The organism is Nocardia amamiensis (assembly GCF_015477605.1).
Lineage (GTDB): Bacteria > Actinomycetota > Actinomycetes > Mycobacteriales > Mycobacteriaceae > Nocardia > Nocardia amamiensis_A.
Window position 1 is genome coordinate 45,379 of the sequence record NZ_JADLQX010000031.1, and the last position, 13,093, is coordinate 58,471.

A 13,093-nucleotide genomic window follows, 5' to 3' on the forward strand; every position below is an offset into this window, starting at 1 on the left:
GTCCGCCATTCGGCCGTCGTTCGACACCCGGCGGACGTACGCCACTCGGCCCACACATGCCGTATAGGCCTGCGTTCCGCCGATTCCCGCCAGAACAACCGCAATGACCGATACCTGCCCTGTGATGGCGCCCACCACGGTCCGGGCTCACACCGAGCTCCGCTACGTAGTCGCGGTCTGCCGGTCGCCAAACGTCCGCGCCCCGGTGTACATGCGTCACCGCAACCCCAATAGCCACTGCATCAACATCTGCCACTTCAACCACCCGGCGACCGGCGAATTCGGGCGCCGGCTCGTCGCCGACTCGGTCATGCCGCATAGATCGTCGCTCCCCGGTGAACGGTGCGCAGGCACCTCGGCAGCGGTGAATCAGGTTCGAGCGCAGGCAATCCCGGGACACGCGACCGCGGGTCGGTGGACCAGCGCTGGACCGAGTCGGAGGCAGCGGCGACAACGAGTTCATCGGCGTCCCAGATCGCGTAGGATGCCGGCGCACCTGGTACCAGCGTGCCCGCCACACCGTCGCGGACTCCGCCCGCGCGCCAGGCGCCGCGCGTCGCCGCGGCGAAGGCGGCGCGCGGCGACAGTCCGTGCTCCGGGGTGCGATGGTTGGCCGCGGCCCGCACCGCCGCCCACGGATCGAGGGCGGTGACCGGGGCGTCGGAGCCGATCGCGAGGGCGACGCCGGAGGCGGCCATGGCGGCGAACGGGTTCAGGGTCGCCGCGCGATCGGCGCCGAGCCGCGCGGCGTACATGCCGTGCGATCCACCCCAGACGGCGTCGAATCCCGGCTGCACACTGGCGATTACGCCCCAGCGGGCGAGCTTCGCAATGTGCTCGGCGTCGATCAGTTCGGCATGCTCGACCCGGTGCCCGAGTGCGGCGACGGCGGGTCCGCCGAGATCGTCGACCACCCGCTCGATACCCGCGACGAGCGTATCCATCGCGGCGTCACCGATCGCGTGGAACCCGGCCTGGATACCCGCGACCGTGCAGGCGCGCACATGATCGGCGATCGTCTCCGCATCGAGATAGCTCCGGCCACAATGGGACTCGTCGGCGTAGGGCGCGCGCAGCCAGGCGGTGCGCGACCCGAGGGAGCCGTCGACGAACAGGTCGCCCCCCAAGGCGTGCACGCCGAGTTCCTCGACCAGGGCGCGTGCCTGTTCGGCGCTGCGCACCGCCTCGCCCCAATATGCCCGGACCTGCACGCCGTGGTCGAATTCGAGCAGTTCGCGAAGGTCCTCGCGCCCAGCGATCTCCGGGCCCGCGCATTCGTGCACCGCGACGATCCCGTGCGCGGCAGCGTGATCCAGTGCCGCGGCGCGCGCTTTATCCCGTTGCGCCCGAGAGAGACTCGCGAGCGCGGCGGTGCGCACCAGATGGTGGGCCGCGGCGCGCACCGGCTCGCCGCGGGTGAATCCGTCGGTCGAGGTCAGCCCGGGCAGTGTGTCCAGCAGTGCCGAGGACGCCACGGCGGAGTGCGTGTCCACGCGCGAGAGGTACACGTGGCGCCCGGCGCCCGCCGCCGCATCGATCTCCTCGACGCTGGGCGGCCTGCCCTCCCGCCAGGTGGTCTCGTCCCAGCCGTCACCCAGGACGGCGCCGTCGGGGTGTGCCTCGGCGAACGCGCGCAGCAGCCGCAGGCAGTGTCCGAGCGACTCCGCACCGGACAGGTCGAGACCGGTCAGCTTCAGCCCGAGTGCCGTGACGTGCACGTGTGGATCGACGAACGCGGGCGCGACGAAGGCGCCGTCGAGGTCGACGATCTCGGCGTCGATGTGCAGCGCGCGTCCTGGCTGCTCGGCGCCCAGCCAGACCACGGTCCCGTCGGTCACCGCCATGGCCGTGGCGTCGGGTGAACTCGCGCTGTAGAAACGACCACCGATCAGCAACTGGGTACTCACGGGGCACCAGTCTGCCGTATGCCCGAAGCGGCGGTTTCGGTCAGCCGTTCAGTGCGGGCCTGCGCGCCAGATCCTCCTGCTGCGCCAGTACCGTCATCACCTCCGCGTACGCCGGCGGCGCTGCACCGGTTCCGCCCGCCGCCGTGGACCGGCAGCCCGCCTCCATGGCGATCAGCTCCAGCCGCAGCGCCGCGGCCGTGAATCCGGAAATCGACTGTCCCGCTGAGGCCGCCGCACGTCGCACCGCAGCGGCCAGCTCCTCGCTCACCGTCACGGTGAGTTGCTCGGTGGCCATCGCGCCACGATAGCCCTTCGGCGCGCAGCGCGGAACCTGGCGTAGGCGGTTTCACCCTCAGGACGGGCTGATCGCGCGGCGGGCGTCGCCCTGTCCGTCGTCGTACCACTGCCGCACCACGTCGCCATCGATCACCTCGTCGCCGTCGATGACGACACCGCGATAGGGTGCGGCGGCGGCGATCCTGCCGAACCGTCGGGCCGCGAACGCCGTGACCAGCGGACGCACCAGAAACCGCGTCGGTGGCAGCAGCAGTAGCAGACCGAGCAGCGAGGTGACCAGGCCCGGCACGAACATCAGCACACCACCCGCCGCGACCAGCGCGCCATCGGCCACGGCGGTACCCGGCGCGATTTCTCCGCGACCGGCGCGGCGGAACTGCTCGAACACCCGGCGCCCTTGCGAGCCGATCAGCAGCATGCCCGCGGCCGATCCGGCGATCAGCACCAGAATCGTCGGCATGACGCCGATCAGCTGGCCGACCGCGACCAGCGCGGCGATCTCGACGACGACGTACAGCACGAACAACAACGCGGCCATGGCGATCCCTTCGGACGATCTACCCGGTCAACGTCCGGAACCGGCGTTTTTCTCCCGGCGCACCTGAAAAGACGCTGAGATCCGCCCTGGTCAGCCGCCCGGGCGCACCAAACCCGTCTCGTAGGCCAAGACGACCGCCTGAACGCGGTCCCGCAGACCGAGTTTGGTGAGCACCCTGCCGACGTGCGTCTTGACCGTGGCCTCGGACAGGTACAGCTGCTCGGCGATCTCGGCGTTGGAGCGGCCCGCCGCGATCTGCTCGAGCACCTCGCGTTCGCGGGCGGTGAGCACGTCGAGCACGCCCGGGTCGCGGGTCCGGGCCGGGTCCTCCGCGATGAGGCGGTCCAGCAGGCGCTTGGTCACCTTCGGCGAGACCACCGCGTCGCCCGCGGCGACACTGCGGATGGCGGAGATGAGGTCTTCCGGCGGGGTGTCCTTCAAGAGGAATCCGCTCGCTCCCGCGCGGAGCGCGCCGAGCGCGTGCTCGTCGAGGTCGAAGGTCGTCATGACGAGTACCCGGCTGCCGTGCCCGGCCTCCACGATCCTGGTGGTGGCGGCGACGCCGTCGACGACGGGCATCCGCACATCCATCAGCACGACGTCGGGCCGCAGCTCCGCCGCCCTGGCGACCGCGGCGGCGCCGTTGGCCGCCTCGCCGATCACTTCGATGCCGGGGTGCGCGCCGAGCACCATCTTCAATCCCATACGCATGAGTTCCTGGTCATCGACAACGAGAACGGTGATCGGCACGCCCCCAATGTAACGTGGGCGCTTCCGCGTCTCGGGCGTCCTGCGCCGCGACGACCCTGGCACCCCGCTCCCGACTTTGTCCCTGTGACCGAATCCACTTGGGGCGCATGGATTCACAGGCCGATGCCACCGAGCTCGGCTCACTCCGCCGAGCCCGGCCGCAGCGGGAGGCTCGCGTGTACCCGCCAGGCTCCGTCCGCGTCGGGGCCCGCGTCCAAGCTGCCGCCCAGCACGGCGACGCGCTCGCGCATCCCGACCAACCCGAGCCCGCTGCCCTCGATGCGCGTGGCGGGTTCGTGCAGCGGCACGCCGCCGCTGTCGGTGACGTCGATCACCACGTCGGAGTCGGTGCGGCGCACCCGCACCCACGCTTTCGGGTGCGGGCCCGCGTGCCGCAGCGTGTTGGTCAGCGATTCCTGCACGATGCGGTGCACGCCGAGACTGACCTCGGGTGCGATGTCGTCCAGCTCCCCGGTCAGCTCGAGCTCGACGGCGAGGCCGGTGCCGCGCATCATCTCCACGACCTTGGCGAGGCCGGCGGTGCCGTGCTGGGGCAGTTGGTCGGGCGCGTGCTCGGTCCGCAGCAGGGCCACGGTTCTGCGCAGTTCGCGCAGCGCTTCACGGCCGGTGCTCGCGATGGTGGTGAGCGCCTGCTCCGCCGCGTCCGGGTCGCGGCGCAGCGCGTATTTCGCGCCGTCGGCCTGCACGATGATCACGCTCACCGCGTGCGCCACCACGTCGTGCAGTTCCCGGGCGATGCGCGTGCGTTCGGCCGAGACGGCGTCGTGCGCGCGGCGCTCTTTGTCGTAGTCGGCGACCGCCAGGCGTGCCGCGACCTCGGCGTCGTAGGCGTGCCGAGCGCCGATGAACTCCGCCAGCGTCCAGGACAGCGCGTAGAACATGGCCGTGAAGACGATGTCGGGCCCGGCCGGCCGGTCGATCGCCGCGATCGAGAGCACGACGTCCACGCCGAGGCCGAGCCCGAACCACAGCCCCTCGCGCCGCCCGACGTAGGCCACCAGCGTGTACAGGATGATGCCCTGCGACAGCAACGCGATGTGGTCGGCGTCCTCCTGGGTCAGGAAGCCCACCAGCGACGCGGTCATCGATAGCGCCAGCGTGGCGACCGCCATCGTCCGCGGATACACCCGGCGCAGCACCACCGGAAGCGGAAGCAGCACGCCGACGGCCAGATACGCGAGCTTGTTGTGCGCGTTGCCAACGCTGACGATCTCGAGCAGCAGAAGCAGCGCCGCCAGCGCCGAATCGGCGACGATGGGCTTGCCCCGAAGCCACAGACTGAACCGACGCACGGGGTTCAGCCTAGGTGCGCCCGGTACGCGGCCACGCAACCCCACGGACGCAGGGCCGAATGCCCCGCATGATTCGGGCGGGGCGCCGATGCCAGTCAGCGGATGAACCGATGATCTGGTTGTCTTACCCGCGTGGAGATCGGAGACTGGGCGGTTCTGTTGACGGCGGCGACGGCCGCGGGATGGGTGGACGCGGTGGTCGGCGGGGGTGGGCTGATCATTCTGCCCACGCTGTTCGTGGTGGCGCCCGGCATCGCGCCGCAGACCGCGCTCGGCACCAACAAGCTCGCCGCGGTCGCCGGGACCAGCGCCGCGGTGGCTACCTTCGCGCGCAAGGTGCCGATGCGCTGGCGCGTGCTGGTGCCCGCCGCCGTGATCGCCGCGGTGGCGGCCGCGGTCGGCGCCGCCGCGGTCTCCCTGATCGACCGCGAGCTGTTCGTCCCGATCGTGATGGTGGTGCTGGTCGGCGTCGCGGTGTTCGTCACGATGCGTCCGTCAATCGGCGTCACGCTGGCCACTCACCCGCCCACGCGGCGCAAGGCCGTCCTCACCGTGGCGCTGGCCGCGGGATTGATCGGCTTCTACGACGGCCTGCTCGGGCCCGGCACCGGAACGTTCCTGATCATCACCTTCGCCACCCTGCTCGGGACCGAGTTCGTGCGGGCGGCAGCCATGGCCAAGGTGATCAACTGCGGCTCGAATCTCGGCGCGCTGGTCTTCTTCGGGGCGACCGGCCACATCCTGTGGGCGCTCGGTGCCGCGATGGCCGCGGCGAACGTGCTCGGCGCGGTGGTCGGCTCGCGGATGGCGGTGCGCAAGGGCGCCGAATTCGTGCGCGTCGTGCTGCTGGTGGTGGTGATCGCGATGGTGATCCGGTTGGGTTGGCAGCAGTTCGGCTGATCAGCCCACCGGTTCCACCCGATGAGTGGCCAGCCACGGTTGCAGGGCGCGCGAAGTCGTCTCGTGAATCCGGTGGTGCAGGCGCTCACCGTCCTCGGCCCCCACCACCGGATGCTGGAACAACACGGTCAACGCACCCGACACCGCGCCGACGACCGCGCCGACCAGCGCGGCGGCGCCCACCTCGTCGAGTTCGGCGGGGAACGCGCCGTGCAGCTGCCTGGCGATCTCGCGCTGCGCGACGAGCTGGGCGTGTGCGGCGCGGCCGCTCACCGCGGGCACGGTTCGCGACACCTTGGCACGCAGCGCGGCGATCCGGGCGGAAAGGTCGTCGATGAGGTGTTCGCCGGGGTTGTCCCCCGCGGCACGCAGCGCGCGCAGCATGACCTCCACCGGACGTTCTCCGGGGCGCCTGCTTGCGATCGCGGCCACCGCGGCGCGCACCCGCTCGTCGGATTCCGGGAAGAGCAGTTCTTCTTTGCTGGCGAAGTAGTTGAAGAACGTACGCGTGCCGACGTCCGCCGCGGCGGCGATGTCGGCCACCGTCGTGTCCTCGTAGCCTCTGGTCTCGAACAGCTCGGCGGCGGCTTCGAGGATGGCTCGGCGGGTACGTTCGCGCTTGCGGTCACGGAGAGCGGATGGCGGCACGCGGGCACAGTACGGCATTCGGTGAGAAACACGCGGTAAGCGAAGGTGTCGCGCGCGCCGTTCACACTGCACGATCGCGCATTCTACGCAAATCGGCACTCGATGCAGCTTCGCACTACAGCCGCGGCCTTGGCTCGGCCTGCGCGGGCTGTGGGCGGACGTTGTCCGACCGGGCGATTATGTTGGTCGGGTGAGCATCGCGACTTCCAAAGACGTGGACGCCGAGTTCCTCGGTCTGCCACTGACCGCGCTCGCCGACGCCGCGCTCACCGCGGCGACGGCGGCCGGCGCCGAGCACGCCGACCTGCGGGTGCACCGGTTGGTCACCCAGTCGATCCGATTGCGCGACGGACGTGTGGAGGCCATCACCGACAGCACCGAACTCGGCTTCGCCGTGCGCGTCATCGTGGACGGCACTTGGGGTTTCGCGTCGCACGCCGCGCTCACGCCCGACGTCGCCGCCGAGGTGGCCCGCACCGCGGTCACCGTCGCCACCACACTGCGCGCACTCAACCGGGAGCGGGTCGAACTCGCCGCCGAGCCACGCTACGCAGGCGTGCGCTGGGTCTCGGACTACGACATCGATCCGTTCACCGTGCCGACCGGCGAGAAGGTCGCTCTGCTGCAGGACTATTCGGAGCGGCTCTCGCACGCCGACGGCGTCGATCACGTCACCGCGGGTCTGCTCCAGGTCAAGGAGCAGACTTTCTACGCCGACACCGCCGGGTCGTCGATCATCCAGCAGCGCGTCCGGCTGCATCCGAGTCTGGAAGCCATCACGGTGGACTCCGCGGCGGGGGTCTTCGAGACGATGCGCACGCTGGCCGCGCCGGCGGGTCGCGGGTGGGAGTACGTCACCGGCGCCGACGGTATCTGGGACTGGGACGACGAACTCGCGCGGATCCCGGAGTGGCTCGCCGAGAAGGTGAAGGCGCCCAGCGTGCAGGCGGGGCCGACCGATCTCGTCATCGATCCGACCAACCTGTGGCTCACCATCCACGAATCCATCGGCCACGCCACCGAGTACGACCGCGCAATCGGCTACGAATCCGCCTACGCGGGCACCTCTTTCGCCACGCCGGACAAATTGGGCACGCTGCGCTATGGGACGCCGATCATGCACGTGACCGGCGACCGCACCGAAGCGCACGGCTTGGCCAGTGTCGGCTACGACGACGAAGGTGTCGCCGGGCAGCGGTGGGATCTGGTGCGCGACGGCATCCTGGTCGGGTATCAACTGGACCGGGCGTTCGCCCCGCGGCTGGGCCTGGAGCGATCCAACGGCTGCTCGTATGCCGACTCGGCCCATCACGTGCCGATCCAGCGGATGGCCAACGTCTCGCTGCAGCCGGATCCCGACCGCGACACCAGCACCGAGGAACTGATCTCCCGGGTGGACGACGGTATCTACATCGTCGGCGACAAATCGTGGTCGATCGACATGCAGCGATACAACTTCCAGTTCACCGGTCAGCGATTCTTCCGCATCCGCGGCGGCAAGCTGGACGGGCAGCTGCGCGACGTCGCCTACCAGGCCACGACCACCGATTTCTGGGGCGCGATGGAGGCAGTCGGCGGACCGTCCACCTGGCGGCTGGGCGGGGCGTTCAACTGCGGCAAAGCGCAGCCCGGTCAGGTCGCGTCGGTCAGCCACGGCTGCCCGTCGATCCTGGTGCGCGGCATCGATGTTCTCAACACCCGGACGGAGGCCGGCCAGTGACCGACGACCTGTTCCCCGCGAGTGCGACCGTGGAGCGGGCGCTCGCGCTGTCGACCGCCGACGAGACGATGGTGATCGTCCGTGACGAGCACGAAGCCTCGTTGCGCTGGGCCGGGAACTCGATGACCACCAATGGGTCATCGGTATCGCGCAGCTGGGCGGTGATCTCGGTGTTCCGCGACGGGCCCACCCTCGCTCGGGTCGGTACGATCGCCTCGAGCAGCGTGGACCCCGATGACATCGCGGCGGTGGTGCGGGCTGGCGAGGAGGCCGCGCGCACCGCGGAACCGGCCAGGGACGCCATGCCACTGCTGGAACCGGACACCGTCGACGACGACTGGTCCGCCCCGGCGGCCGGCACCGGCATCGAAGTGTTCACCGATCTCGCCCACGATTTGGCCGCCGGTTTCGACAGCGCCGACCGCCTCTACGGTTTCGCCCACCACCAGATGCACACCACATGGCTGGGTACCTCGACCGGCGTCCGCCGCCGCTTCGTCCAACCCACCGGTTCGGTGGAGATCAACGGCAAACGCGGCGCGGACGCGGATCTGGCCAGCGCGTGGGCCGGGGTGGGGACCACCGACTTCACCGACGTCGACGTGACCGGGCTGCTCGCCGAACTGTCCCGGCGCCTGGACTGGGCCAAGCGCAAGGTCGAGTTGCCCGCGGGCCGCTACGAAACCCTGCTGCCGCCGTCCACCGTCGCCGACTTGATGATCTACCTGGCCTGGTCGATGGAAGGCCGCGGCGCGCAGGAGGGTCACACAGCGTTCGCGCGGGCGGGCGGGACCAGGGTCGGCGAGCGCCTGACCGACATTCCGCTCACGCTCTACTCGGACCCGTACGCGCCCGGCTTGGCATATCGCCCGTTCGTCGCGACCACCGCGTCATCGGAGTCGATGTCGGTCTTCGACAACGGCATGCCCGCCGAACGCGTCGACTGGCTGCGCGACGGCGTGATCTCCGCGCTGATCTACCCGCGCGCGACGGCCGCCGAGTTCGGCGTCCCCGTGACGGTGCCTGGGGAGAACCTGCTGATGACCGGAGGTTCCGACGCGAGCATCGACGAGATGATCGCCCGCACCGAGCGCGGCCTGCTGCTGACGACGCTGTGGTACATCCGCGAGGTCGATCCGGCGACGCTGCTGCTCACCGGGCTCACCCGGGACGGGGTGTACCTCGTGGAGAACGGAGAGGTCACCGCCGCGGTGAACAATTTCCGGTTCAACGAGAGCCCGCTGGATCTGCTGCGGCGGGTGAGCGAAGCGGGCGCCACCGAGACCACGCTGCCGCGCGAATGGAAGGACTGGTTCACCCGGACTGCCATGCCGCCCTTGCGGATTCCCGACTTCCACATGTCCTCGGTCAGCCAGGCGACCTGACACCGCTGCCCGGTGGTCCGGGCGGGACTGAGCGGCACGCGGTGTGGCGACCGGGCGATTTCCTACGCCGCGGCGGTCGCCCGCCGCAGGGTCAGGCCGCGGGCGTGATCTCGATGCCGATGGTGCCGGACTTGCCGCGGCGCAGATTGCTGCCGAGGATGATCAGCGGGCCGGTGAGCCAGTACTTCCGCCGCAGCAGTTTGCGAACCCGTTCCGTGCCTTCGGCGTCCAGGATCCTGGCGGTCCCTTCGACCACCTCGCCGTGCGGCTTGCCCGTCGCACCGCAAGGCTGCAGGGTGACCGCCGGGTTGCGGCGCAGCCGCTTGACCTTCCAGCTGTCGGTCACCGTCCAGACGTACAGTTTGCCGTTCTCGGATACCGCCCACACGGCGGTGCCGACGGGAGTGCCGTCCTTGCGGAACGTCGTCAGCAGCACGTAGTCGGCCGCGGCGACAGCTGCCAGCGCATTCGTCATGCGAGCCAGCGTATCCGCCGATCACGTGCTTCGGCGCGTCCAGTGGCACGCTGTTCTCCGTCGCGCCTGCCAGAACCCGGGGCCGATTCGAGCAAACGGACCTATGGCTGGGGCATTGACGAGTGGGTACCGCTCAGGCCAGCCTGGCCCTGGTCCGACATCCGGTACTCCCCCGACTCCAGCCGCGCCAGCACCCCGCCGGTCCACCCCGATAGGTTCTCGAAGACGCCGCTCCACAACTCCAGCAGATCCGTGGCGTGCGGCGCCTCGTATCGCCCGGGGAAGTTCGGGATCATGGCGAGCAGGCTGGTGCGCACTTCCTCACTGCGGCGGCGCTGTTCGCGCAATTTCTCGATCACGTGCGCTCTGGGCAGCGCGTCCATGAAGGCTATGGCCGCGCCCAGTTCCTCCATGTCGACGCTGACCAGCGCTTCGTCCATGAGCCTGCGGAACTCGGCCTCGCCCGCCTCGGTCATCCGGAACAGCGTGCGACCGGGACCTTGCTGGCTGTCCTCGGTGCCGAACGCGCTCAGCTTGCCCTCCTGGGTGAGCTGTTTGAGCGCGTGATAGATCGAGCCGGGTTTCACGTTCGTCCACGTCTCGGCGCGCCATGACAGCAACTCCCGCCGCACGGCATAGCCGTGGGTGGGCTGACGCAGGCGCATCACGCCCAGCACCAATAGGCGCACGGCCGACATGGCGAACTCCTTCCGCTCGGACCTCGCCATAGTAGTCAAGTTTGACTTCTCGTCGAGCATGCCCCTACGCTCAGCTAGTCAAAATTGACTACTACGGGTATTTCGGGAGGATTCATGTCCGACACGGCGGTACCGCAGCTCTGGACCGGTGACCTGGCGGGCACGCTGGATTTCTATAAAACGCTCGGCTACGTGGTGACCCACGAGCAGACCCGCCCCTACATCTACGGCGCCGTAGAAGACCATGGCTGCGCCCTGCATTTCGTGACCGCCCCAACGGGCGACATACCCGCCGAGCGCGCCGCATGCCTGGTGATGGTCGACGACGTCGCGACCAGGCATCAAGCGTTCACCACGGCACTGCGTGCCCGCTACGGCAAGGTTCCCGCGAAAGGTCTCCCGCGGATCACCCGATTCCGGCCGGGGCAGAGCCGGTTCACGGTCGTGGACCCGGCGGGCAACCAGGTGATCTACATCCAGCGCGACGAACCCATGAAACTCGAGTACGGCGGGTCGAAGGCGTTGAACGGCTTGGCCAAGGTGCTGGACAACGCCCGCATCCTCCGCGATTTCAAGAACGACGACAAGGCGGCATTCCGAGTGCTCGAAGTCGGTCTCGGACGATTTCGGCTCGAGGCACCACGGCTGGATGTGGCCCGGGCGCTGGCGGCGCTCACCGAACTTGCCGTCGCCGCTGACGACCCCGGTCGCGCGGCACAGTTCCGCACCGAGCTACGCGCGATGGAGTTGTCCGACACGGAACGAGCCGCGGTCGGGGGCGAGCTACGCGCATCCGACGACCTCGCCGCCTGGCTGTCCGAAACATAGTCGGCAAAACCATGTTCGACACTCGACGCGACGCCGGATGCTCGTCGCCCCATGGCGGTCACGCGGCAGCGGTCAGCACCTCAGGCCCCTCGGACGTAATCGCGACAGTGTGTTCGGAGTGCGCGGTGCGTGAACCGTCCGCCGAGCGAATGGTCCAGCCGTCAGGGTCGGTGACTATGCGGTCGGTCGTGCGCGCGAACCAGGGTTCGATCGCGATGGTGAGTCCAGGACGCAAGCGGTAGCCACGTCCCGGACGGCCGGTGTTGGGCACATGCGGGTCCTCGTGCATGGTGCGACCCAGGCCGTGGCCGCCGAACTCGGTGTTCACCGGATAGCCGTAGTCGCGCGCCACCGCGGCGACGGCGGCCGAGACGTCACCGATGTGGTTGCCCGGCACGGCGACCGCGATCGCCGCCGCGAGCGCCTCCTCGGTGGCGCGGACCAACCGCACGTCCTCGGGCGCGGCGGTGCCGACCACGACGGTGGTCGCCGAATCCGCCACCCACCCGTCGATCCCGACGGCGAGATCCATGCTCAGCACGTCACCGTCACGCAGGACGTAGTCGAACGGAAGACCATGCAGCACAGCATCGTTCACCGACAGGCACACGGTATTGCGGAACGGCCCGCGCCCGAACGACGGTGCGTAGTCCCAGTAGCAGGACTGCGCTCCGCGCACGCGAATGCGCTCCCGGACATAAGCCTCCAGCTCGAGCAGGTTCACCCCGACCCGCGCGCGTTCGCGCAATCCGGCCAGCACATCGGCGACGAAGCGCCCCGCCACTCGCATCCGCGCGATCTCTGCGGGGCTCTTCAACTCGACCATCATTCCTCCACTGAGCCGGTATTTTAATACCACGGTAGCCGCATCGGTATTTAAATACCAGCCAGGTCGCTTGCGGTATTTAAATACCGGCCGTAGCCTGGGCGCATGGTCCGTCTTCCGCTGACTCCCGCGCAGATCGACGCGGGCCGCCGCCTCGGCGCCGCCCTGCGCAGCGCGCGCGCCGACCGCGATCTCGCCGAGGTCGCCCGGGCAGCGGGAATTTCACCGGAGACACTGCGCAAGATCGAAACCGGCCGACTCCCCTCCCCCGCCTTCGGCACAGTCGTGTCGCTCAGCCAGGTGCTCGCGCTCCCGCTCGACGACCTGGCGGATATCTGGCGCTCGGCGGGACTGGCCGAATCGGCCTAGGTCAGCTTCTTCGGATCGATCGCGATGCCGACGGACGCGTCCGCGCCGCGCAGCAGCTTGTGCCCGCGAATGGCGAGCTTGCCGATGACTCCGTACTTGTCCGCGACCACGTCGCGCACCCGCTGTGTGCCGTCCGCGTCGAGGATCCGGGCGCTGCCCGCCAAGACCTCCTCCGACTTCGGGCGACCGCGCCCGTCGCAGACCTGCAGCGTGACGTCCGGATTGCGACGGATCCGCTTGACCTTCCACGTCGCCGGACTGGTCCAGACGACGATCCGGTCACCGTCCGGCGCCACCCAGACGGGCGTGCCGACCGGCGTCCCGTCCTTCTTGAAAGTGGTCAGCAGGACGAACTTGCTCTGACTCATCTCGTTCCACGTCATATCCCATAACGGTAGGCCCGCCGGCGAGCGGGGACATCCGACCGCGGAACGGTTCG

The 13,093-nt window shown here is 69.4% G+C and carries 15 protein-coding genes; 5 read left to right on the forward strand and 10 right to left on the reverse strand.

Annotated elements, in window-relative coordinates; translation table 11 throughout:
• Positions 1 to 308: 308 nt before the first annotated feature.
• The 5 genes from IU459_RS30010 to IU459_RS30030 form a co-directional block, all read right to left on the reverse strand.
• Positions 309 to 1,907 carry an amidohydrolase gene (locus IU459_RS30010; RefSeq protein ID WP_195132958.1) on the reverse strand — a complete coding sequence of 533 codons (1,599 nt, stop codon included), beginning with the start codon at positions 1,905 to 1,907 and terminating at the stop codon, positions 309 to 311.
• 40 nt (positions 1,908 to 1,947) lie between these two features.
• Positions 1,948 to 2,202, reverse strand: coding sequence for a hypothetical protein (locus IU459_RS30015; RefSeq protein ID WP_195132959.1), 255 nt, complete (start codon positions 2,200 to 2,202; stop codon positions 1,948 to 1,950).
• A gap of 57 nt (positions 2,203 to 2,259) precedes the next feature.
• Positions 2,260 to 2,742 carry an FxsA family protein gene (locus IU459_RS30020; protein ID WP_195132960.1) on the reverse strand — a complete coding sequence of 161 codons (483 nt, stop codon included), beginning with the start codon at positions 2,740 to 2,742 and terminating at the stop codon, positions 2,260 to 2,262.
• A 90-nt stretch (positions 2,743 to 2,832) separates the two neighbouring features.
• The gene (locus IU459_RS30025; RefSeq protein ID WP_195132961.1) at positions 2,833 to 3,492 is read right to left on the reverse strand and encodes a response regulator; all 660 of its coding nucleotides are present in this window, start codon (positions 3,490 to 3,492) and stop codon (positions 2,833 to 2,835) included.
• Between the two features lie 140 nt (positions 3,493 to 3,632).
• Positions 3,633 to 4,805, reverse strand: a complete 1,173-nt coding sequence (locus IU459_RS30030; RefSeq protein ID WP_195132962.1) for a sensor histidine kinase — start codon at positions 4,803 to 4,805, stop codon at positions 3,633 to 3,635.
• A gap of 132 nt (positions 4,806 to 4,937) precedes the next feature.
• Between IU459_RS30030 and IU459_RS30035 the strand changes: the two genes are divergently transcribed.
• Entirely contained in the window at positions 4,938 to 5,705 is a 768-nt protein-coding gene (locus IU459_RS30035) for a TSUP family transporter (RefSeq protein WP_195132963.1), read from the forward strand.
• Here the strand turns inward: IU459_RS30035 and IU459_RS30040 are convergent, their stop codons facing one another.
• Positions 5,706 to 6,353, reverse strand: coding sequence for a TetR/AcrR family transcriptional regulator (locus tag IU459_RS30040; RefSeq protein WP_324199085.1), 648 nt, complete (start codon positions 6,351 to 6,353; stop codon positions 5,706 to 5,708).
• A gap of 190 nt (positions 6,354 to 6,543) precedes the next feature.
• Here IU459_RS30040 and IU459_RS30045 point away from each other — a divergent pair, with 190 nt between their 5' ends.
• Both IU459_RS30045 and IU459_RS30050 read left to right on the forward strand, forming a co-directional pair.
• Positions 6,544 to 8,073, forward strand: a complete 1,530-nt coding sequence (locus tag IU459_RS30045) for a TldD/PmbA family protein (RefSeq protein ID WP_440446542.1) — start codon at positions 6,544 to 6,546, stop codon at positions 8,071 to 8,073.
• A gap of 68 nt (positions 8,074 to 8,141) precedes the next feature.
• The gene (locus IU459_RS30050) at positions 8,142 to 9,458 is read left to right on the forward strand and encodes a TldD/PmbA family protein (protein WP_195132995.1); all 1,317 of its coding nucleotides are present in this window, start codon (positions 8,142 to 8,144) and stop codon (positions 9,456 to 9,458) included.
• 91 nt (positions 9,459 to 9,549) lie between these two features.
• Here IU459_RS30050 and IU459_RS30055 read toward each other — a convergent pair whose 3' ends face one another.
• Together IU459_RS30055 and IU459_RS30060 are read right to left on the reverse strand one after the other, a co-directional pair.
• Positions 9,550 to 9,933, reverse strand: a complete 384-nt coding sequence (locus IU459_RS30055) for a PPOX class F420-dependent oxidoreductase (RefSeq protein ID WP_195132965.1) — start codon at positions 9,931 to 9,933, stop codon at positions 9,550 to 9,552.
• 101 nt (positions 9,934 to 10,034) lie between these two features.
• Positions 10,035 to 10,631: a PadR family transcriptional regulator gene (locus tag IU459_RS30060; protein ID WP_195132966.1), complete on the reverse strand. Its 597-nt coding sequence runs from the start codon at positions 10,629 to 10,631 to the stop codon at positions 10,035 to 10,037.
• Positions 10,632 to 10,745: 114 nt separating this feature from the next.
• Between IU459_RS30060 and IU459_RS30065 the strand changes: the two genes are divergently transcribed.
• Positions 10,746 to 11,459, forward strand: coding sequence for a glyoxalase (locus IU459_RS30065; RefSeq protein WP_195132967.1), 714 nt, complete (start codon positions 10,746 to 10,748; stop codon positions 11,457 to 11,459).
• Positions 11,460 to 11,517: 58 nt separating this feature from the next.
• Here IU459_RS30065 and map read toward each other — a convergent pair whose 3' ends face one another.
• On the reverse strand, positions 11,518 to 12,285 hold the full coding sequence (map, locus tag IU459_RS30070) for a type I methionyl aminopeptidase (RefSeq protein WP_195132968.1): 768 nt from the start codon (positions 12,283 to 12,285) through the stop codon (positions 11,518 to 11,520).
• 105 nt (positions 12,286 to 12,390) lie between these two features.
• Here map and IU459_RS30075 point away from each other — a divergent pair, with 105 nt between their 5' ends.
• Positions 12,391 to 12,654, forward strand: a complete 264-nt coding sequence (locus tag IU459_RS30075; protein ID WP_195132969.1) for a helix-turn-helix transcriptional regulator — start codon at positions 12,391 to 12,393, stop codon at positions 12,652 to 12,654.
• Here the strand turns inward: IU459_RS30075 and IU459_RS30080 are convergent.
• Complete coding sequence (locus tag IU459_RS30080) at positions 12,651 to 13,037, reverse strand: PPOX class F420-dependent oxidoreductase (protein WP_195132970.1); 387 nt, start codon at positions 13,035 to 13,037, stop codon at positions 12,651 to 12,653. The two genes, IU459_RS30075 and IU459_RS30080, sit on opposite strands and share 4 nt — an antisense overlap.
• Positions 13,038 to 13,093: the final 56 nt, after the last annotated feature.